Annotated in this window: 19 protein-coding genes; 10 read left to right on the forward strand and 9 right to left on the reverse strand. The window is 46.2% G+C overall.

From position 1 onward, the window contains the following. The first annotated feature begins 3 nt into the window (after positions 1-3). A complete protein-coding gene (locus C9I99_RS03470; RefSeq protein ID WP_243734308.1) occupies positions 4-900 on the forward strand; it encodes a metal ABC transporter solute-binding protein, Zn/Mn family in 897 nt (298 codons plus the stop codon). A 73-nt stretch (positions 901-973) separates the two neighbouring features. Here C9I99_RS03470 and C9I99_RS03475 read toward each other — a convergent pair whose 3' ends face one another. Then, on the reverse strand, positions 974-2059 hold the full coding sequence (locus C9I99_RS03475; protein WP_107347431.1) for a hypothetical protein: 1086 nt from the start codon (positions 2057-2059) through the stop codon (positions 974-976). A 313-nt stretch (positions 2060-2372) separates the two neighbouring features. Between C9I99_RS03475 and C9I99_RS03480 the strand changes: the two genes are divergently transcribed. After that, a complete protein-coding gene (locus tag C9I99_RS03480) occupies positions 2373-2657 on the forward strand; it encodes a hypothetical protein (RefSeq protein WP_244916298.1) in 285 nt (94 codons plus the stop codon). Between the two features lie 191 nt (positions 2658-2848). On the opposite strand, the gene C9I99_RS03485 is transcribed toward C9I99_RS03480, so the two are convergent. The 5 genes from C9I99_RS03485 to C9I99_RS03505 are packed head-to-tail and all read right to left on the reverse strand — an operon-like array spanning position 2849 to position 7849. Beyond that, complete coding sequence (locus C9I99_RS03485) at positions 2849-3778, reverse strand: hydroxymethylglutaryl-CoA lyase (protein WP_107347433.1); 930 nt, start codon at positions 3776-3778, stop codon at positions 2849-2851. Beyond that, positions 3771-4613: an enoyl-CoA hydratase-related protein gene (locus C9I99_RS03490; protein ID WP_208113341.1), complete on the reverse strand. Its 843-nt coding sequence runs from the start codon at positions 4611-4613 to the stop codon at positions 3771-3773. The genes C9I99_RS03485 and C9I99_RS03490 overlap by 8 nt, the downstream gene beginning before the upstream one ends. 28 nt (positions 4614-4641) lie before the next feature. Then, positions 4642-6246 carry a carboxyl transferase domain-containing protein gene (locus C9I99_RS03495; RefSeq protein ID WP_107347434.1) on the reverse strand — a complete coding sequence of 535 codons (1605 nt, stop codon included), beginning with the start codon at positions 6244-6246 and terminating at the stop codon, positions 4642-4644. A 9-nt stretch (positions 6247-6255) separates the two neighbouring features. Continuing rightward, positions 6256-7425 (reverse strand): isovaleryl-CoA dehydrogenase, encoded by a 1170-nt coding sequence (locus tag C9I99_RS03500; protein ID WP_107347435.1) that lies wholly within the window; start codon positions 7423-7425, stop codon positions 6256-6258. A gap of 31 nt (positions 7426-7456) precedes the next feature. Beyond that, a complete protein-coding gene (locus tag C9I99_RS03505; protein WP_107347436.1) occupies positions 7457-7849 on the reverse strand; it encodes a MerR family transcriptional regulator in 393 nt (130 codons plus the stop codon). 167 nt (positions 7850-8016) lie between these two features. Here C9I99_RS03505 and C9I99_RS03510 point away from each other — a divergent pair, with 167 nt between their 5' ends. Genes C9I99_RS03510 through C9I99_RS03540 form a run of 7 tightly spaced genes read left to right on the forward strand, consistent with a single transcriptional unit; the run spans position 8017 to position 15660 of the window. After that, positions 8017-9219 (forward strand): thiolase family protein, encoded by a 1203-nt coding sequence (locus tag C9I99_RS03510; protein WP_107347437.1) that lies wholly within the window; start codon positions 8017-8019, stop codon positions 9217-9219. A gap of 13 nt (positions 9220-9232) precedes the next feature. After that, on the forward strand, positions 9233-10741 hold the full coding sequence (locus C9I99_RS03515) for a CoA-acylating methylmalonate-semialdehyde dehydrogenase (RefSeq protein WP_107347438.1): 1509 nt from the start codon (positions 9233-9235) through the stop codon (positions 10739-10741). Between the two features lie 30 nt (positions 10742-10771). Further along, positions 10772-11932 carry an acyl-CoA dehydrogenase family protein gene (locus tag C9I99_RS03520; RefSeq protein ID WP_107347439.1) on the forward strand — a complete coding sequence of 387 codons (1161 nt, stop codon included), beginning with the start codon at positions 10772-10774 and terminating at the stop codon, positions 11930-11932. Positions 11933-11957: 25 nt separating this feature from the next. Beyond that, on the forward strand, positions 11958-12740 hold the full coding sequence (locus C9I99_RS03525; RefSeq protein ID WP_107347440.1) for an enoyl-CoA hydratase: 783 nt from the start codon (positions 11958-11960) through the stop codon (positions 12738-12740). 45 nt (positions 12741-12785) lie between these two features. Continuing rightward, positions 12786-13967 (forward strand): enoyl-CoA hydratase/isomerase family protein, encoded by a 1182-nt coding sequence (locus C9I99_RS03530; RefSeq protein ID WP_107347441.1) that lies wholly within the window; start codon positions 12786-12788, stop codon positions 13965-13967. Next, positions 13964-14869 (forward strand): 3-hydroxyisobutyrate dehydrogenase, encoded by a 906-nt coding sequence (gene mmsB, locus C9I99_RS03535; RefSeq protein ID WP_107347442.1) that lies wholly within the window; start codon positions 13964-13966, stop codon positions 14867-14869. Before C9I99_RS03530 ends, mmsB begins: the two co-directional genes overlap by 4 nt. A gap of 32 nt (positions 14870-14901) precedes the next feature. Next, the gene (locus tag C9I99_RS03540; RefSeq protein WP_107347443.1) at positions 14902-15660 is read left to right on the forward strand and encodes an SDR family oxidoreductase; all 759 of its coding nucleotides are present in this window, start codon (positions 14902-14904) and stop codon (positions 15658-15660) included. Positions 15661-15987: 327 nt separating this feature from the next. Here C9I99_RS03540 and C9I99_RS03550 read toward each other — a convergent pair whose 3' ends face one another. Further along, positions 15988-18006, reverse strand: a complete 2019-nt coding sequence (locus C9I99_RS03550; RefSeq protein WP_107347445.1) for an alkyl/aryl-sulfatase — start codon at positions 18004-18006, stop codon at positions 15988-15990. Positions 18007-18124: 118 nt separating this feature from the next. Between C9I99_RS03550 and C9I99_RS03555 the strand changes: the two genes are divergently transcribed. Next, on the forward strand, positions 18125-19027 hold the full coding sequence (locus C9I99_RS03555; RefSeq protein WP_107347446.1) for a LysR family transcriptional regulator: 903 nt from the start codon (positions 18125-18127) through the stop codon (positions 19025-19027). 40 nt (positions 19028-19067) lie between these two features. On the opposite strand, the gene C9I99_RS03560 is transcribed toward C9I99_RS03555, so the two are convergent. Both C9I99_RS03560 and C9I99_RS03565 read right to left on the reverse strand, forming a co-directional pair. After that, positions 19068-19619: an NUDIX hydrolase gene (locus C9I99_RS03560; RefSeq protein ID WP_243734309.1), complete on the reverse strand. Its 552-nt coding sequence runs from the start codon at positions 19617-19619 to the stop codon at positions 19068-19070. Between the two features lie 2 nt (positions 19620-19621). Next, positions 19622-20671, reverse strand: coding sequence for a GGDEF domain-containing protein (locus C9I99_RS03565; protein ID WP_107347447.1), 1050 nt, complete (start codon positions 20669-20671; stop codon positions 19622-19624). Between the last annotated feature and the right edge of the window lie 6 nt (positions 20672-20677).

A 20677-nucleotide genomic window follows, 5' to 3' on the forward strand; every position in this document is an offset into this window, starting at 1 on the left:
CAAATGAGTATTAAAATGAATAAACACGCTAAGCAGATCATTCGGTTAATCGGACTGTTCTCGCTACTGATATTATCGGCAGTTACTCAGGCCAAAGATATTCTGACTTCAACGCCAGTGGCCTATATGCTGGCGTCTGAGTTAACCAAAAATACAGGGCTAGAAACCCAATACTTGCCGCCAAAGCGATATGGCATGATGCGTTTGCCGAATTGGTTTAGCAGTAAAGGCGCTGAAACCACTATTGAGGCGGCGAAAAGTGCGACTGCAGTGATCACTATTGGTGCTGTCTGGCCGCAGGACCCTTTATATGTACACGCACGTCAAGGCAATATCCAGATTGTCGAAATTGATGCTTCGCAATCTATTTCGCCAAGGGCGCAGGGAGTGGCTGCGCTTCGATTGGAAAGTGGGCTTATTTCCCCCTATGCGTGGCTTAATCCATCAAACCTAACCCGGATGGCAGCGATTGTGAGTCAAGATTTGCAACGCCTATGGCCTGACCAGGCAGAGACGATCTCACTGAATCAGCAACAGCTTATGATTCGTATTCGTAAGCTAATCAATCACCAGCAAACACGCTTGTTTGATGCTGAGGTAGATTCGGTAATACTGCTTTCTCAAGAGCTTGAGGATTTTGCCTCGGGCAATCAATTATTTGTTGTCGGACGTTATACCAAACCAGAACTGGATTGGACGGAAAATGAAAAGCGTACGTTTCTTGAAACGCTTAAAGATGATCAAAGCGTATGGGTTCTGACATCTCGTCAGTTGAGTAAAAAGATGTTAGCTCAATTGCCTAACCCTGAGCGTGTGCTGACCATCGACAGTATTGACCGCTGGGGCAGGGAAGGAATGCATACCGAAAATCCGCTTTCACGTTGGGAAATCAAGTTATAGGTTCACGCCGAAAGAGACTAAACCGTATTTATAAGAACTCAGTAAGTTGATGTAGACTTACTGCGTTCTTGCTTTAATTCGTTGGATTAGGTATTTTTCTAGCTAACCTATCTATTCCGCCTTCTGCCGTGAAAAACAATTCGATCTCAAGCATAATGCCTGGGTTGACTTTATATTGATATCTGTCCTGAAAATCTAACTCTGGAGTGAGTGTCATATAAAGCCAATCACTATAAAGACGATGTTTCCAAGCTAATGATATCCATGAATTGGTAATCGAATAATTGGGTGTAGAGTCAGCACTGATGCCAAGAGAATATTGCAGTAAATTATCTTGGCCTATTCTGTCAAATATTTCAGCTTGTTGAACAAACTCCCAATTATCATCTGTATCTAAATATTGTGCAGATGAGCTGAGCTTTAGAATTGTACTTGGGTCTTCTTGCGAGGAAAAATAGAAATTGACTGAGGTAAGTGCACCAGGCCCTTTGGAGTCGTAATAAAAAATCTCTTGCTTAATACGGCTTGTCCATGTGTGGCTTAACCTATCAATCCGCCTCAAGTCTGCTCTAGCAAAGGGGTCAAGAGGAAGCTTGATCTTTAAACCTAGATCGAGGTTTGTTCGCCACTTTCCCCATTGCTGGCCTTGTAACTGTACTCCACCGACTGCGCCAGACAAACTGCCGTCAGAACCATTTGAGATACCACGCTGTTTATCTTCAAGCCTGTCAAAGTCATCAGGATCAGTATCGAGGATCAGTTTCCAGTTTTTTTCAGTATGAGGAAGATCGAGTTTCAATTTTACACTGGCATCTAAGTCCAAATGATCACGGTGTGTATATCTACTTTTTAGTTTTAGTCGAAGGTAGCTTCGGTTGGTGATTGGTAGTTCTTCATCATTCTTACCAATGTAGTGATCGAGTGAGCTGCTGTAGTCATGGATGGTATCTGAAATAGAATCCTGTGTATCTTCTACCCAGTCTTGAAAGTTATCTTCATCGTTTATATCAGAGTACAGCCTGTCATAATAGATATCATACGGCTCCTCTTTTACTTCCATTGTCATTCCAAAGAAAGGGATAAAGAGTAGAAGTATGATGGCTGACCCAATTGATACTGCTTTGAGCATACATTCAAAGGGAGTTAAATCACGCCACATCTTACTTCTCCCATCACCACATGAAATAGTAACTCATTGATATATGACTAAGTGTAGACCGAGTAATTCTTGAATACATATAAAGGAGACGGATTTATGAAAATGAGATCTATTTCTAAAAAATTAAAATAAAATTTATTAGAATAATCATCTATACACTGTTCGATTTTAATTTAACTTAACTAAAACATCAATTTAGTAGATAGAATAATTTGTTACACATGATTTTCTGGTATGTGAAAAATACTTTCTTCATCAACTACACTTATCATGTCTAGGTTGATTAACACTCGTGGTTAAATATTTGGAGAAAATGATGGATAGTGTTGATTTAGAAGGGATAAAAAGGGATGTATCACACAAAGTCGTCGATATTTTCGAATCATTCGAAGAGCACAACAATCGCTTACCGACTTTGGAAGAATTTAGGCTACTTTTCAATAATGAAGCAGATCAATTTATTGGACCTACAGATACGCTTAACGTGAAGCCGGGTAGTGTCATGCACTCAAGGCTACAAGAGCGAGAGCAAAAAATGTGGCGTGCAGTCAACGAGCTGGAGGCGGAGCAACGTTTCCTGCGTTCAGAAACTTACTAATGATTTAATTAATACCCAAGTTGCATGGGTATAGCACATCGGCGTACGAAAAGAAGTGATGAGGGTAGAATGTAGTTCATAATGAGTTAGTGGTAATTACCTTTTCTCGGGTAGTTACCACTCTTTTTAAATATGTATAAATCATTCTGTTATTTGCTGACGTTGTTATTCGTTATTGAAGCTGCTTTTCTTTACTGAAGGTATTTCGCTTTCAGTGCTAAAGAAACATTCGATCGTGGTGATATATTGAGTGCTTGGCAAATCATCCATCCCGCTTCAGCTAACATATTAAGGTTAATACCGGTTTCTATGCCCAACTGGTGACATAGATAGACCACATCTTCGGTGGCGACATTTCCACTCGCCCCTGGTGCATAGGGGCACCCGCCTAGCCCTGCAACACTGGCATCAATCGTATCAATTCCCATCGATAAAGCTTGATAGATATTGGGCAATGCCTGACCCCATGTGTTGTGGAAATGCACGGCAATTTGATGGCGAGGGATGTGGTTAATAACAGTGTCTAACAAGTTTGCGACTTTCAACGGTGTACCGGTACCGATTGTGTCTCCAAGAGAAACTTGATAACAGCCCATATCAATTAGCGTATTAGTAACGTGCATCACTTGGTTTGCTTCAGTTGGGCCATCATAAGGGCAATCAATCACACAAGATAGATAGCCTCTCACTGGTATATTGTGGAGTAGAGCCAAAGCCATTACAGGTTCAAAACGTTTAAGACTATCGCTGATAGAACAATTGATATTGTGTTGGCTAAAACCTTCAGAGGCCGAGGCAAATATCGCCACTTCATTGGCTTGCGCACTTAATGCCATTTCGAAGCCTTGAATATTGGGAGTAAGCGCAGAGTAGGTGATAGTGTTATCCCGTTCGAGTGCACGCATGACGTTTAACGAGTCAGCCATTTGAGGTACCCGTTTGGCAGAGACAAAAGACCCCGTTTCAATATGGCTAAGCCCTGATTGTGAGAGTAGGTTGATAAAATCAACTTTGGTTTGGGTTGGTAGGGCGGTTTCGTTTTGCAAGCCATCACGCGGACCCACTTCATAGAGAGTCACGGAGGTAGGAAAATCACTGGAATGATCTGGCCGTCTAATCATGATCTGTTATCCAATTAGGTTTACGCTTTTCCAAAAATGCGTTCAAACCTTCTTGCCCTTCAGCAGAAACACGCAATTTTGCAATGATCTCACTGGTTTTCTTCCTTAGCGAAGAATCAATAGCTTCTGACTCACACAGGTGGCAAAGGGCTTTAGCTTCTCGAACGGCATTGGGGCTGTTTTTTGTAATGTGACGAATGAAATGTTGGAGGTGCTCATCGAATGATTGAATGGTTGGCACCAGAGTATGGATGATATTGAGCTTTTGTGCATGCTCGGCACTGATAAGCTCCGCTGTTAGCATATAACGCCTTGTTTGCCGTTGGCCGATAGTGCGGCAAACATACGGACCTATGGTTGCTGGCGCTAACCCGAGTTTGACTTCACTCAAGCAAAATTGACAATCTTGCGTGGCGATAGCGATATCACAGCAGCAAATCAAGCCAAGCGCGCCGCCGAAAGCTGCTCCCTGAACCACGGCGATGGTAGGAACAGGGAAGGAGTCTAGTTGATGGAGTAGGTCGGCAAGTTTTTCAGCATCCTCTATGTTTTCTTCCATGGTGTAGTTTGCGAGAGATTGCATCCAATTGAGATCTGCCCCTGCACTAAAATGACTGCCGTTTGCCCGCAGGATCAATGCTCTTATTTTGGAATTGGCTCGGGAAATGTGCAGTATATTGAGCAAAATCGAAATACAGTGACTGTCGAAGGCATTTTTTTTATCGGGACGATTTAGCGTAATCGTTGCAACGCCGTTGTCATCGAGATGAAATAGCACGTCTTTGCTTTCAATACTCAGATTATTGTTACCATGTTCCTTGGTGAGCCGATTCATACTGTTACCTCACTGTCCATGTTGTGCCTCACATTCGAAATATGCCAAACGTACTGTCAGTTTTCGGTGCTCTTTGGCAAGCATGGAGCGCAGTGCCGACAATATGTCGTGTGTCACGAGGATCGATGATGCCATCGTCCCAAAGCCTTGCGCTGGCATAGTAGGGTGAGCCTTGCTCCTCATATAAATCACGAATAGGCTGCTTGAACGCCTCTTCCTCTGCGGCAGTCCACTGTTCACCCTGTCGCTTTTTGTTGTCACGGTTTACTTGTGCTAAGACACCAGCGGCTTGTTCCCCACCCATTACCGAGATCCGCGCGTTGGGCCACATCCACATCATGGTTGGGCTGTAGGCACGGCCACACATTCCGTAATTTCCCGCTCCGTAAGAGCCACCGATAATGACGGTAAATTTAGGAACATCGGCACAAGCAACCGCCATCACCATCTTAGCGCCGTGTTTGGCTATCCCTTCCGATTCGTATTTTTTCCCTACCATAAAACCAGTAATGTTCTGCAGGAACAAAAGAGGAACGTTTCTTTTGCAGCATAATTCGATGAAGTGCGCGCCTTTTTGGGCTGACTCAGAAAACAAGATGCCGTTATTGGCAACGATGCCGACCTGTTGGCCGTAGACCTTGGCAAAGCCACATACCAGTGTGGTCCCATAAAGCGCTTTAAATTCATCAAATTCAGAATTATCGACAATCCTAGCAATGACTTCTCGGATATTAAACGGCGTGCGTAAATCGGTGCCGACAATGCCAAATAACTCCTCAGCAGGGTATTGAGGAGCCGGCGAGTTATGGCTTAATGGTTCAAATGATGGAAGGGCACAGCTTTTTAAGGCCTGTCTTGCTAATTCAATCGCATGCTGTTCATCATTAGCGAAATAATCCGCTACACCTGATATTTTGCAATGAACATAAGCACCGCCCAGTTCTTCTGCCGTTACCACTTCGCCTGTCGCTGCTTTAACAAGTGGGGGACCTGCTAAGAAAATGGTCCCTTGTTCTTTGATAATAATAGAGACATCAGCCATTGCCGGTACGTAGGCACCACCGGCTGTGCAGGATCCCATCACCACCGCAATTTGCGGGATCCCTTTGGCCGACATTCTGGCTTGGTTATAAAAAATGCGGCCGAAATGATCCCGATCGGGAAATACATCGGCTTGATGAGGAAGGTTGGCTCCACCTGAGTCGACGAGATAAATGCAGGGTAGGTGGCAGCGTTCAGCGATCTCTTGTGCCCGAAGATGTTTTTTCACCGTCAGTGGGTAGTAGGTGCCGCCTTTAACGGATGGGTCGTTGGCAACGATCATGCATTCGATCCCTTCTACCCGCCCGATACCTGCCACAACACCCGCGCATGGTATCGATTCCGTGTAAACGTCCCAAGCGGCAAATTGGCCTATTTCAAGAAATTCACTGTCATGATCGACTAGGGCTTGAATTCTGGATCTTACCGGTTGTTTACCTTTCTCTTGCTGTTTTTTATGTGATTTGGCTCCACCACCGAGCTTGATGGTTTCAACGTATGTCTGCAGTTGATCGACAATAGCGGCCATATTTTTGAAGTTATTAGAATAAAAGTTATCGTCACGATTGACTGTAGACTTGAGTATCGCCATCGTCTTTCCCTATTTGGATTCTTCAAAAAGCTCACGGCCAATCAACATTCTGCGTATTTCTGATGTCCCTGCGCCGATTTCGTAGAGTTTGGCATCACGCAATAAACGACCAGCAGGAAATTCGTTGATGTAGCCGTTTCCACCCAACAGTTGAATGGCGTCCAGTGCCAATTGGGTGGCGACTTCTGCTGCATATAAAATGACACCGGCTGCATCTTTGCGGGTTGCTTCACCCCGATCACAGGCCTTGGCGACGGTATAGACATAAGCACGAGCGGCATTGGTGCGGGTATACATGTCAGCGACTTTGGCTTGGACGAGTTGGAACTCGCCAATAGAGCGGCCGAATTGCTTTCTGTCATGAACGTAGGGCACAACGAGGTCAAGACAGGCTCTCATGATCCCCAATGGCCCGGCGGCCAGAACAACCCGTTCATAGTCCAGGCCACTCATGAGAACTTGTATGCCTTGGTTTAGCTCTCCCAGCAAGTTCGCTGCCGGTACAGCACAATCAATAAATACAAGCTCACAGGTATTGGAGCCGCGCATGCCGAGTTTATCGAGTTTCTGAGCATGGCTAAAACCGGGAAATTGCTTCTCAACAATAAACGCAGAGATGCCATGTGAACCTTTGTCGGGGGCCGTTTTGGCATACACAATCACTGTGTCGGCATCAGGACCATTGGTGATCCACATCTTGCTGCCGTTAAGCAGATAATGATCGCCTTGGTTCTCCGCTTTGAGTTGCATGCTGACAACGTCGGATCCTGCATTGGGTTCGCTCATAGCCAGTGCACCGATATGCTCACCACTCACCAGCTTAGGAAGATACTTGGCTTTTTGCTTGTCTGTACCATGGCGATAGATTTGATTGACACAGAGATTGGAATGAGCACCATAACTCAGGCCGACAGAAGCGGATGCACGGCTGATTTCTTCCATGGCGACAACATGGGCGAGGTAGCCCATGTCAGCACCGCCATATTCCTCGCTGACAGTGACGCCCAGTAACCCCATTTCCCCCATCAACAGCCATAAGTGGTTGGGAAATTGATTATTTCTATCTATGTCTGCAGCAAGAGGGAGGACCGCTTGCTCAGCAAAACCATTAACCTGCTCACGCAGCATGTCAATAGTCTCTCCTAGGCCATAATTTAAAGGGGTGAAGCTGTCTTTCATAAGCGCTCCATGAGACAGAGTGAAAGTGAGATTAGGGCTCTGGTTGATTATCTGAAGCCTCAATATTCAAAGCTTGGTGGCATTTATTTTTGGCGATTTGTAGTTCGGTCATGATGACATTGATATCTTCAAGCTGGCGTTTGAGTGCGGCTTGTTTGGTATCAATGATGATCAGCATCTTGTTCAGTTGCGTTGCGCTTTGGTTGGTATCGTATAGGTCGAAAAGCTCACGGATTTCGGCCAGTGAAAAGCCAAGCCTTTTACCGCGTAAGATAAGCTTGAGCCTGATCTTATCTCGTCGATGATAAACACGGGTACTGCCTTGTCTTTTGGGCTGCAGTAACCCTACATCCTCATAGAAACGGATGCTTCGGGTGGTGATGTCAAACTCTTTGGCCATTTCACTTATTTTGAACGTTTCCACCTTGCTTTGCCCCCCAACGTGACCGTACAGCAATGGTTAGGTCATGGCTTTAATGCTGCAATGTGTGCCAAGTGTGTTTCTTAACGTTTACGTAAATGTTAGTGCTATGCTTACGTAAACGTCAAGAAATCGCCTGCAGAGATAGAGCATACCAAGAGGGCTTTGTTATGAGTAAGGAAGTGTGGGTCATCGCAGCAAACCGAACACCTATCGGTAGTTTTCAAGGAGAGCTATCGTCACTGAGTGCTTCCGAGCTGGGTAGTGTTGCCATTAAAGGCGCATTACAGCATTCCGGGCTTTCGGCAGAAATGATTGATGAAGTATTGATGGGGCATGTGTTGCTGGCTGGCTGTGGTCAAGCCCCGGCAAGGCAAGCTGCGTTAAAAGCCGGCATACCTGAAAACATTGGTTGTACCACCATTAATAAAGTGTGTGGCTCTGGCATGAAGAGCGTGATGTTAGGCCATGATGCAATTTTGGTTGGCACCGACCAGACAGTGGTGGCTGGTGGGATGGAGAGCATGAGTAATGCGCCATACTTGCAGAGTAAGATCCGTTCTGGCTTGCGATTAGGCCATAGCACCTTACACGATCATATGTTTCTAGATGGCCTACAGGATGCTTATGAAGGGGACTTAATGGGTGTCTATGCCCAGAAAGTTGCCGACGAACGCCATTACACGCGTCAAAGCATGGACAAGTGGGCAGTTAAGTCAGTAGAACGCGCGTTGATTGCTCAAGAGCAAGGTTGGTTTGATAGTGAAATTATACCGGTTAAGGTGGCCAACCCTAAAGGGGATGTTGTCGTTAGCCGAGATGAACACCCCAACGAAATTAACCTGACGAAACTACCGGTACTGCGGCCTGCATTTGTCGAGGGAGGCACAGTGACCGCGGGGAATTCCAGTTCAATATCGGACGGGGCTGCGGCGCTTATATTAATGGAAGCTCAACTTGCCAAGCAGCAAGGCCACAAGCCATTAGCTGTGATTACCGCACATTCCAGCCATGCTCGCCAACCGGCAGAATTTACGGTCGCCCCTCTGTATGCGATTCGACAACTACTGGACAAGCTCGCATGGTCGCCTGATCAGGTAGACAGCTGGGAAATTAACGAAGCATTTGCTGTTGTCACGCAAATCGCAACCAAAGAGTTAGGGATTGATCCCGAACGCGTTAACCCTGACGGTGGGGCGTGCGCCTTGGGACACCCCATTGGTGCCAGCGGGGCAAGGATTATTGTGACACTGATACACCGTCTTAATCGATTACACCAGAGCATTGGGCGTCCTGTACGTGGTATCGCTGCTTGTTGTATCGGTGGGGGGGAAGCCACAGCCATCGCGGTTGAAGTGGGTAACACGGATTAAGCAAGGAGATGATATGAACGATACAAATCCTATTTCTCCTGTGCCGCTGTATATTGATGGAGAATATAAACAATCATCCGCGCAGCAATGGATAGAGGTGACAAATCCGGCAACCAATGCGGTCATTGCCACCGTTCCCTGTGCGACCGAGCTTGAATTAGAAGCTGCCATTGCCAGTGCCGCAGAAATATTCAAGCATTGGCGGGAAGTCCCGGTTCCAGAGCGTGCACGTCTAATGCTCTCGTATCAGCAAATATTAAAAGATCACCATGATGAATTGGCAGAATTACTGTCTAGCGAAACCGGGAAGAACTTTGCTGATGCCAAAGGGGATGTGTGGCGTGGAATCGAGGTAGTCGAGCAAGCCGCTAATATTGCGAGCTTGATGATGGGGGAAACGGTAGAAAATGTTGCCAGTGACATAGACAGTTATTCGCTGATCCAACCGCTTGGCGTATGCTGCGGCATTACGCCGTTTAACTTTCCGGCCATGATCCCTTTATGGATGTTTCCAATGGCGATTGCTGCCGGTAATACTTTCGTCCTTAAGCCTTCCGAGCAAGTGCCATTGACCGCGATGCGTTTGGCTGAGTTGTTTGAGCAAGCCGGCGCACCGAGAGGGGTACTGCAGATAGTCCATGGTGGCAAAGAGCAAGTGGATTACCTGTTAGCCCACCAAACGATCCGCACCATTTCTTTTGTTGGCTCAGTGCCAGTGGCGAAGCATATTTACCAAACGGGTACCCATAATTTAAAGCGTGTCCAAGCGTTTGCCGGGGCTAAAAATCATATGGTAGTGATGCCTGATGCCAATATGGGGCAAGTGGTGAACCACCTTGTGGGCTCATCGGTTGGTGCCGCTGGCCAGCGCTGTATGGCGATATCAGTGGCGGTGCTGGTGGGCAAGGCCAACGAGATTATTCCTGCACTCAGAACGGCGATGGAAAAGGTAAAGCCAGGTCCGTCAGATGACAGCAAAGCAGCCTATGGCCCCCTGATAAGCCCTGCCGCGAAACAACGGGTGTTGCAGTTGATTGAGCAAGGCAAACAGCAAGGCGCGATCTGTGAGGTCGATGGCTCAAGTTGTACCGTCGAAGGGTATCCGAACGGTAACTGGTTAGGACCGACTCTGTTCAGCGGTGCAACCACCGATATGGCGATTTATCAGCAGGAGATCTTTGGTCCGGTATTGGTATGTATGGCAGTTGATACGCTGGATGAGGCGATCACACTCATCAATAACAATCCTTATGGTAACGGCACATCTATCTTCACAGCGTGTGGAGCGGCAGCAAGAAAGTTCCAGCATCGTATTCAAGTAGGGCAAGTCGGGATAAATGTCCCCATTCCCGTTCCATTACCGTTTTTCTCTTTTACCGGATGGCGTGGCAGCTTTTATGGCGACTTACATGCTTATGGCAAGCAAGCGGTACGATTTTATACCGAAACCAAAACCGTCACGGCGCGCTGGTTTGATGAAGATATTCCTGATGGGCCGAATATGACCATACATCTGCGGTAATTGTTCATAGACCTTTTATAAGGAGCTGATATGGATTTCTCTTTGACAGAAGACCAACGCGCCTTTGCGGATGCCGCGACCCAGTTTGCAAATGACAAGCTTGCCCCCAATGCTGCTAAATGGGATGAAAACCAGATATTTCCTAAAGATGTATTGAAAGAAGCGGGTGAAATGGGCTTTTTGAGCCTGTATGTCCCGGAGCCGCAAGGGGGCTTGGGACTACCTAGACTTGATGCTTCTATTATTTTTGAACAATTAGCAATGGGGTGCACGTCAACGACCGCATATATGACTATTCATAATATGGTCGCGTGGATGATAGCGAATTTTGCTAAAGATGAAGTGAAAGAGCAGTTTTGTCCTTTGCTAGTGAGTGGTGAGAGCTTGGGATCATATTGTCTAACTGAAGCCAATGCCGGCTCTGACGCTGCATCCTTGACGACGACCGCAATCAAGCAAGGCGATGAATACATTATCAGTGGGGCGAAAGCCTTCATCTCTGGTGCCGGGGATACGGATGTACTGGTTGTGATGGCAAGAACCGATCAACACCTCAAAGGGGCATCAGGTATATCAGCCTTTGTAGTGCCTGCAGAGGCGAACGGGATCAGTTATGGCCGAAAAGAGCCTAAAATGGGGTGGAATAGCCAGCCGACCAGAGCGGTTACTTTCGATGATGTGCGTGTACCTTCAAGTTATTTACTGGGCAACGAAGGAGACGGTTTTAAGTTTGCCATGAAGGGATTAGATGGCGGACGGATAAATATTGCCACATGTTCTTTAGGTACAGCACAGCAAGCATTGGAAATGGCGCGCCAATATGTTGATGAACGTAAGCAATTTGGACAAAAGCTGGCAGATTTCCAATCCGTTCAATTCAAGCTCGCTGATATGACCACCGAATTGGTCGCTGCAAGGCAATTGGTTCGCTATGCCGCTTTTCAATTGGATCAGCAAACGCCAGAAGCTACAGCGTATTGTGCAATGGCTAAGCGGTTTGCAACCGATGTGGGTTTCAAAGTCTGTGATCAGGCGCTGCAGTTATATGGTGGCTATGGTTATATCAAAGAGTATCCGTTAGAGCGTTATTTTCGTGATGTCAGAGTCCATCAAATTCTAGAGGGGACCAATGAGATCATGCGGTTGATCATTGCCAGGCGGATTCTCAGCGAAGGCAGTCGCCTGCTGTAACCACCATTTACCTGAGGGGAGCCTCATGTCACAAACTAAAGCCATTGACGTCGCTTTGGATGGTCACACAGCGGTGTTGACCATGAATAACCCTCCTGCGAATACCTGGACAGAAAACAGTTTAAGACTCCTGCGCGACACCGTACTCAAACTTAATGAAGACAAGAATGTCTATGCACTGGTGATCACCGGTCAGGGAGAAAAGTTCTTCTCTGCTGGTGCCGATTTGAATGTGTTTGCCGATGGAGATAAAGCGGTTGCTCTTGGCATGGCACAGGCATTTGGTGAAGCTTTTGAGACACTTAGTCAATTTCGAGGTGTATCGATTGCCGCCATTAATGGATATGCAATGGGCGGTGGTTTAGAGGTAGCGCTGGCGTGCGATATACGTATCGCAGAAGCGCATGCGAGTTTGGCATTACCCGAGGCAAAAGTTGGGTTGTTACCTTGTGCTGGCGGTACTCAGAACCTGACTTGGTTGGTAGGGGAAGGATGGGCAAAACGCATCATATTATGTGGTGAAAGAGTGACGGCGTCACAAGCGTTAGACATTGGCTTGGTTGAGCATGTTGTCGCTTCAGGACAATCATTGGAAAATGCAAAGCAGTTGGCAAGTGAGGTTGCCAATCAATCGCCATCATCAGTCGCAGCGTGTAAAGCCTTGATACAAAACTGCCGTCACTCGCCTTTGAACCACGGTCTCATTAAGGAACGCGAGCTATTTATGAAGCTGTTTGATACCGAAGATCAAACCGAAGGGGTTAAGGCTTTTTTAGAAAAGCGCCGCCCAGAATGGAAAAATCGCTAAGCAAGTTTGAGGCTTGATCATAATAGCTAATTTGAGGGGAAGAGGATGTCAGGCTTGATCAATATCAGTGAACTAGATTGCGGCGGTGGATTGAAATTCGGCATTGCCGAATTAAACAATCCTGACTCTTTAAATGCGTTGACCTATGAAATGCTGGTGGTGCTCAACGAGGCCATGAAGCATTGGCAAGACGATAATCATGTTGTCGGTGTGGTGATCCACGGTGCTGGGGAGAAAGCCTTCTGTGCCGGAGGGGATGTCAGGGCGATGTATCACGTTATGCATGAAACAGCATCCTCGGAGTCCTCTGATAGCACCAGTCATGCGATGGGGTATTTAACCGACTATTTCACCATCGAATACGAAACTGATTATCTCATTCATACATACTCCAAGCCCGTGATTGTGTGGGGGCAGGGAATTGTCATGGGCGGTGGCATTGGGCTGTATATCGGTGCAAGTCACCGTATTACAACGCCAGCGACAAAGCTAGCGATGCCGGAAATCAGTATTGGCTTGTACCCTGATGTTGGCGGTACGTGGTTCCTTAATCATTTGCCACAAGGTGTGGGGCTGTTTCTCGGTTTAACCGGAGCGACTGTTAATGCAACCGATGCCCTTGCGTTATCTATGACTGAGCATATTTTGTTGCCCCAGCAAAAAGCACTGATGTTTGAAAAGTTTCAGCAGGTTAATTGGGACGATGTCGAACCCCATCAGGGCGTGACGGAATTATTGGATAGTTTGGGTAATGAGGCTAAATATTCCCACCCACAAAATGTACTGTTACCGCACCTGCAAGCTATTCAAACGGCTTGCCAATATGGCTCGTTGCAAGAGGTGTATGAGCAAATCCAAGCCATGGCCGAGCCCGTAGATGAAAGCGAAGGTAAATGGCTACGAAGGGCAAAGCAAACGTTAAGAGAAGGAAGCCCTGTAACCGCCCATATCTGTTATCGCCAGTTAACGCAATTTCACTATGAATCGCTAGCCGATTGCTTTCGTTTAGAGCTTACCCTGTCAGTTCGCTGTGGTGAACTGGGTGAATTTTATGAAGGTGTAAAGGCGCGTTTGATAGAGAAAACCAACCAGCCAAAATGGCTATTCTCAGATATAGCCAGTGTCGATCAAGCGGTGATTGATACTTTGTTTACTCCGCTGTGGGCAGACAATGAGCACCCCTTGCAGTTATTGGGTATCAACAACTTACACGAAGGAGATGGGTGATGAAAATCGCTTTTATTGGTCTCGGTAATATGGGGCATCCAATGGTATTGAACTTGCTCAAAGCCGGTTGTCATGTCTCTGTTTATGATATTAACACTGCGGCTGCAAACGCATTGAAATCAGCGGGGGCGACCGTTGCGAACTCAATGGATGAATGCGTAAAAGGTGCTGAAACGGTGATGACAATGTTACCGGCCGGGGAACATGTTAGGGCTGTTTACCTTGGTGATCATCAAGGTGGCGTGGGCTTGCTTAAAATGATTGATGCGGGCACGTTTCTTATCGACTCATCAACCATCGATCCCGCTTCAGCAAAGTTGGTTGCACAGGAAGCGCATTCGCAAAGTTTTGAGTTTGTTGATGCGCCCGTTTCTGGTGGGGTAGCAGGTGCACAAGCTGGCACGCTGACATTTATTGTTGGTGGTACCGATTCGGGGTTTAAACAAGCTCAGGCAGTGTTACAGCATGTGGGTAAGAATATTTTCCATGCTGGCAAAGCCGGTGATGGCCAAATGGCGAAGATCTGCAATAACCTGATGTTGGGCATTATCATGTCCGGCACGTGTGAGGCGCTGAGCTTGGGCATGGACAATGGCTTAGATCCTAAAGTGTTGTCAGAAATCATGCTGCAAAGCTCAGGACGTAACTGGGCGCTGGAGCTTTACAACCCATGCCCAGGAATTATGGAAAAAGCACCAGCCTCGAACCAGTATCAACCCGGCTTTATGGCCAAGTTAATGTTGAAAGACTTAGGGCTTGGGTTGGAAGCGGCAACGAATAGTCAGTCACCGATCCCGATGGGGACGCTAGCCCGCAACTTATATGCTTTCCATAACGCTGAAGGAAATGAATGTCGGGATTTCTCAAGTTTGTTTGAGTTTTACCGTAAGCAATCTAAGTGATCTCTATTGTAGCGACTATTGTTGGGGGATTTATGGATTTAAAACAAAGCGTCATTGCCATTACAGGGGCTGGACAGGGGCTAGGGCAAATGATGGCGATCAGCCTCGCTCAGGCGGGCGCAGAACTGGCGTTGATCGATTTGAACGAAGAAGGACTTCATCAAACCAAACAGCAGTGCCAAATGTACAGTACCAAGACGTTAACCTATCTGGCAGATGTGACTCATGAGCAACAAGTTGTCGCGGTATTTGAAAACATAATGGACGATTTCGGTCAGCTAAACGGCTTAATCAACAATGCGGGTGTACTCAGGGATGGCCTATTGGTTAAGACGAAAGATGACGCAGTAGAGAAAATGACGCTCGAACAATTTTCGACAGTGATGGATGTGAACGTCACTGGGACATTTCTGTGCGGCAGAGAAGCCGCTGCCAATATGGTTTCAGCCGGCAATCATGGAGCGATTATTAATATTTCCAGTGTGGCCCGCGCGGGTAACATCGGACAAACCAATTATGCCGCATCCAAAGCTGCGGTCGCGACCATGGCTGTCTGTTGGGCCAAAGAATTGGCACGCTATGGGATTAGGGCTGCCGCGATTGCCCCTGGTGTAGTAGAAACAGCAATGGCAAAACAGCTTAAACCTGAGGCAATTGAAAGACTAAAATCAATGATCCCAGTAGGCCGAATTGGAGAGGCTAGCGAGATTGCCCATGCGGTAAAGTATATCTTCGAGAACGATTATTTTACCGGGCGTGTACTTGAGGTTGACGGCGGTATGCGTATGTAACACATACCATTAGCACCACATACTATTCGTATGTACCCAGAGACTTAATTACCGTAGAAGAACACAAATAAAGCCATACCACCACCAGCAACGAACATAAGCATTGCAACGATAGAAGCGAATTTATTAAGAAAAGAAAAGAGTTTATCCATGGCTGATAGCGTCACGTAAATGGGTTTGGCAGCAAGATGCCACAGTTAGCAGTAAAATGCGATAGGGCGCTTGGCTTCTTAATGCTTTTTTACAATTGTGAAGGTGAATGATGTGCCCCCTAAATTTTAATAAAAAAAGCCCCGCGTTATCGCGGGGCACTTTGTTTATTCGGACTTACTTTGTAGGCATTGGCAAAATTTCAAACATGCCGTCAAAGTCATCCAGAGCACCGGCTAGCTGTTGTAGCAACTGGCCGTTACCTTCAACTTTTGCTTCACCCGACTTGACTAACGCTTCTAGCGTTGTATTACCCAGTACAATCTGAGTTAAGTCTTCTTTGGTGATGGTGAGTGTCACGTCCGTACTCGGAAGTTCCTGTACCTGAATATTGGACATATTTGAATTTGATACTTCTCCATAGTATTTTTCATTCAAATCAGGGTGTACCACACTAAAGTTGAAGTTTAACCCTGCTTGCTCGACTTTCTCTGCATTTAGTTTTACCGCTACAAAGTCGAGGAACATGCCCGTTGGTGTATTGGCAATAACATCTGGAGACGCTAGCTTGATTGAAGGCTGTATGTCACCAGTACGTAGCTCTACAGCACCTTGAAGGTAAGAGTTACGCCACGCCATTGTTTCAGACTGATAGCCTTGCTGTTCAAAGCTGTCTGCAAGTGCGAAACGGTAATCGATGTTATTCGGGTCACATTGCACGAGGTCGTTAAACAGCTGTGATGCTTGTTGGTATTCACCTTTTTCGAAATGAACCATACCTGCCTTATACAGCGCTTCTTCACCAGCGGCTTCTACATACACACATGATTTATCTTTGGTTTGTAGCGGGTTTGTATTGACCGGATTCAAGTCGTGATAACCTAAATATAAGTTCACTACCGCTCGTGCATTGTGGCTATACGAGCCGTGGTAACCGTTTGTATGCCATGTATCAAACTGTGATTGGGGAATAAGCTTCTCAATTTCACGGCCAACGTCATTGATAGAAACGCCGTGGTTAGCTAGTCGCATTGACTGATTATGGATAAAGCCATAATTGTCTCTTTGCAATGTCATATACTCTGAAATTTCGTTCAGATCAGTGGTTGGATCATTCCATACTGGTGCAGAGTGCGCAGCATGAATGTTGTCGACTAGCCCAGTGTCGACAAAGCGTAGCTTGAGTTCAGTTAGGTATTTTGTCCAGATTAATGAGTCACGTACTTTTGCACCGCGGAACGTATAAATGTTATGCATACCATCGTAAGTCAGCTCTGCGGTATTCAAAGAGCGGTATTCAGGTACATAAAGTACTATTTCAGCGGGTGCTTCAGCGCCTGGCATATTAATCGCTAGGAAGTCCAAGCCATCAATAGTAATAAGCTTTTCTCGTTCTTGGATTTCATGGGTTGGTGCAACCAGCGTCACTTGTCCGCGAGAGGTACCTAAACCTAAAGCATTATCAACAATACCTTTGGTGTTGTTATCAAGAGTGGTGCCATACTGGTAGTTTGCACGACGACTCATAGCTGTACCGGCAATCACATTCTCATCAGCAAGCTCTTTGATAAAGTCTTTCGGTGCGTAAATTTGAGCGTCATCAGCAAAGTCATCCGACTCAGCAATTGCTCGTGAGCCCCCGAAGTGGTCTGCATGCATATGTGAGTAAATCATACCCGTGATTTTGTGGTCGCCATTAACTGCGGGTAGGTGCATTTTTGCAAATTCCCAAGAGGCAGCCGCAGCTTCTTTGGACAACAGAGGGTCATGAATCACATAGCCGTTATCGGTGCGATAGATAGTCATATTCGACAGATCAGCGCCACGGATTTGGTATACACCGTCGGTGACTTTATACAATCCACCCGCCGCGTAATTGAGCATTCCTTGACGCCAGAGTGACGGATTCACTGAATCTGGCAACTCGTCGAGGCTCATCCCTGACATATACTGGAATCGGTTTTTAAGCTCGCCTGCTTCATGAGTCCCGAACTCTGCAATCAGTCCTTTTTGCGTACGCTCAAATGCGGATGAGTCATGCCATGGCAATTGTTTGGCTAATTCGGCATTAGCATTAAGTGTATGTTCGCTGGCTGGCTTTCCTTGATAACTCTCTAAGCTTGCATAATCAGCACTAGCGTTGAAAGAAACGATGATCGCGAGTGATAGAATTGAAGGTGCAAAACGGGTCTTCATTGGGAGCCTCATTGTTTTCAGTATTGGGTACAGAGCCAATATACGCGCTTGACACATAACGAAGAATGCATGAAAGTGTATATAAGACATCATGGTTTGTTATGTATTAAGGGCGTTAATGTTCAACAATATGGATTTGAATCTTCTGAAAGTGTTTGTCGCCGTTTATCGTCATCGTTCAATAACGTTGGCGGCAGAAGAGATAGGAATGACACAACCGGGTGTTAGTGGGCTTCTCAAGCGCCTGCATCATCAACTTGACGTACAACTATTTGTTCGCTCAGGCCGTGGCATAGTCCCCACACATCAAGCCCGAGAGTTAATGCGGCAGGTTGAGCCGGCACTTATTCAAATTCAAAATGCACTTGAGGGAATTGAATCGTTTTCAACCGACCATGATCGGCGATTTGTCATATATGCTTCCGAGCCGGCCATGTTAATGTTATTGCCTAAAATAGAAGCGGATGATTCACTTGGTAACGTCAAAATAGAGCTTCATCCGACGTTTTCTAGCGAGGAAAAGCTCATCAATAGCCTTAATCAGCAAAGAGTGGATTTGGCCATCGATTTCGCGAACTATTCCGCCCCGTCGTTTTTGTTTGAGCACCTATTTGAAGATGAGCTTTGTATTATTGTACGTAAGCACCATCCAAGGATTGATGACGCCATATCATTGGAGCAATACTATCAAGAGAAGCACATTACATTGAAGCTACGCAGAGAGGATGCTTACCTTGCCGACTACTTTACCGAAGAGAGTTTGGACGAGCGTCATATCGCTGCGGAATGCGACTCTTTGCTTTCTCAGATGTCTATGATTTCTAACAGCGACTGTGTAGCCGTGATGTCCAGACGTTTAGCCAGAATGTTTGCCGAAAAGTTAGATATTAAGATGCTCGAAGCGCCTTTTACCAGTATCCCTATTCGTTATCGCATAATGACTCATAACCGAATGAAGCAAAGCCCTTCTAATCAATGGCTGCGGCAAAAGCTCAAGTCATATTTTCCGCACTCTGAGTGAATAGCCTGAGCATTCATTAACCCACACTGTCACTGTGTGATTATTTGTCTTCGGTGTGAGCGAAGTTTGTGGATGTTAGGTGACCCAGAACCTGCACTTTGAGGAACGCCGCTAGCGTTTTGGCGTCTTTGATCTCATTCAGCGCGACCTTGCGAAGAAACTCAGCAGGAGTCAGTTTTATAACTTCAATCACTTCATCTTCATCGCATTGGGCTTGGCAAGGCTTAAGGTCCGTTGCCAGAAACAGATACTGCACCTCGTCACAGAATCCAGGAACAGGAAACAGCTCCCCCAAGTTATGCCAGTGGCGTGCACTCAGTTGGGTTTCTTCTGCTAACTCGCGTTGGGCGCAGCCAAGAATATCTTCATTGCTTTCTAGGGTGCCTGCTGGAAATTCCAATATCCAATCCTTGATGGCAGGCCGGTATTGGTTAAGCATCACCAGATCACCCGCTTTGTCGATAGGAACGATAATCACCGCTCCGGGGTGTTTAACGGTTGTAAACTCAACCTCCCTTCCATCGGGAAGGGTGTGCTGTGACTGTTCGACAGAGAAACATTTCCATTGGCAAAGGGTTGTTGTAGTCATCATTTTTATCCAATCGCAATTTGATCTTTGCCCCAATTTTTCGCTCGAAGCAGGGCGCTGTCAGCTTTGATGTAATCAAGGCTGAAGTTCTGGTATTCGACTAACGTTAGGCCGATACTGACGGTGACCGAAAGGTGCTTTCCGCACTCCAATTCTAGCTGCCATTTTTTGATGTCTTGTATAATTTTCAGGGCGTTGAGTTCAGCGTTGGCTTGTGAAGTGTCAGGTAACAGCAAACAAAACTCACCACTTCCCATGCGGGCCAGACTGTCGCCGACGCGTAGGTGTTGGTTCAAGTGTTGCGACACCATAATAAGCACTTGATCGCCAACCTCTAATCCATACCTGTCATTGATGTCTTTTAGGTTGTCAATATCAATGAGAAGCAATGATAAATCTTTCAAGTAACGATTACATCGGTAAGCTTGGTGGATATATTGCTCCTCTAGACCCTTACGGTTTAGTTGTCCGGTGAGAAAATCTTTCTTGGCGGTGACTTTTACTCGGTTAATGGCTTCGTTTCGGTGTTGGGCCAGTAAGTAGGCCATCACCAAAACCATGGTATAGGCGCTGATATTTTGCAGGGCTTCGTTAATTTGAAGGTGCTTTTGGATATATTCATCGGCACTCATTGCGACGTAATACAATCCAAAAAGTAGGCTATACCAATATGCATACTGATGCCTCAGGGTGAAAAAGCACAGTAATGGTATGGTGAGGGCAATGGTGTTATTTAATAAATTTGGCCCGTCGGTGTAAAACCCGTGAATGCAATTGGTAGTGGTATATACAATAAAAACCCAGATAAGGATTCGAGGGCTATCGGTACGTTTATTGACCGATGTCAGGCATTGGCACAGTAGTGCCCCTAACAGGGCTTGGCTGGTTAACCAAAGTGAACTTGTTGCCACGAAATAAGAAAAAGCAATGATGAGATAAATGATGCCGGCAACAGGAAAGAGAATGGACAACTGCCTTTTTAGCGTTTCCTTACTAAGTTCAATATAGGCATGATTGTCTGATTGTAACTGGTGGCTCTTAAAAACCATATTCATGGTAGA

Origin of the sequence: Photobacterium lutimaris (assembly GCF_003025555.1) — a bacterium.
In the GTDB taxonomy this organism is placed as follows: Bacteria; Pseudomonadota; Gammaproteobacteria; order Enterobacterales; family Vibrionaceae; genus Photobacterium; species Photobacterium lutimaris.

Coding starts and splice junctions, on each gene's coding strand:
- C9I99_RS03470 (WP_243734308.1), top strand. CDS start 4: ATGAGTATTAAAATGAATAAACACGCTAAGCAGATCATTCGGTTAATC.
- C9I99_RS03480 (WP_244916298.1), top strand. CDS start 2,373: ATGATGGATAGTGTTGATTTAGAAGGGATAAAAAGGGATGTATCACAC.
- C9I99_RS03530 (WP_107347441.1), top strand. CDS start 12,786: ATGTCAGGCTTGATCAATATCAGTGAACTAGATTGCGGCGGTGGATTG.
- C9I99_RS03515 (WP_107347438.1), top strand. CDS start 9,233: ATGAACGATACAAATCCTATTTCTCCTGTGCCGCTGTATATTGATGGA.
- C9I99_RS03540 (WP_107347443.1), top strand. CDS start 14,902: ATGGATTTAAAACAAAGCGTCATTGCCATTACAGGGGCTGGACAGGGG.
- C9I99_RS03555 (WP_107347446.1), top strand. CDS start 18,125: ATGTTCAACAATATGGATTTGAATCTTCTGAAAGTGTTTGTCGCCGTT.
- C9I99_RS03550 (WP_107347445.1), bottom strand. CDS start 18,006: ATGAAGACCCGTTTTGCACCTTCAATTCTATCACTCGCGATCATCGTT.
- C9I99_RS03490 (WP_208113341.1), bottom strand. CDS start 4,613: ATGAATCGGCTCACCAAGGAACATGGTAACAATAATCTGAGTATTGAA.
- C9I99_RS03520 (WP_107347439.1), top strand. CDS start 10,772: ATGGATTTCTCTTTGACAGAAGACCAACGCGCCTTTGCGGATGCCGCG.
- C9I99_RS03475 (WP_107347431.1), bottom strand. CDS start 2,059: ATGTGGCGTGATTTAACTCCCTTTGAATGTATGCTCAAAGCAGTATCA.
- C9I99_RS03525 (WP_107347440.1), top strand. CDS start 11,958: ATGTCACAAACTAAAGCCATTGACGTCGCTTTGGATGGTCACACAGCG.
- C9I99_RS03500 (WP_107347435.1), bottom strand. CDS start 7,425: ATGAAAGACAGCTTCACCCCTTTAAATTATGGCCTAGGAGAGACTATT.
- C9I99_RS03560 (WP_243734309.1), bottom strand. CDS start 19,619: ATGATGACTACAACAACCCTTTGCCAATGGAAATGTTTCTCTGTCGAA.
- C9I99_RS03495 (WP_107347434.1), bottom strand. CDS start 6,246: ATGGCGATACTCAAGTCTACAGTCAATCGTGACGATAACTTTTATTCT.
- C9I99_RS03565 (WP_107347447.1), bottom strand. CDS start 20,671: ATGAATATGGTTTTTAAGAGCCACCAGTTACAATCAGACAATCATGCC.
- C9I99_RS03485 (WP_107347433.1), bottom strand. CDS start 3,778: ATGATTAGACGGCCAGATCATTCCAGTGATTTTCCTACCTCCGTGACT.
- C9I99_RS03510 (WP_107347437.1), top strand. CDS start 8,017: ATGAGTAAGGAAGTGTGGGTCATCGCAGCAAACCGAACACCTATCGGT.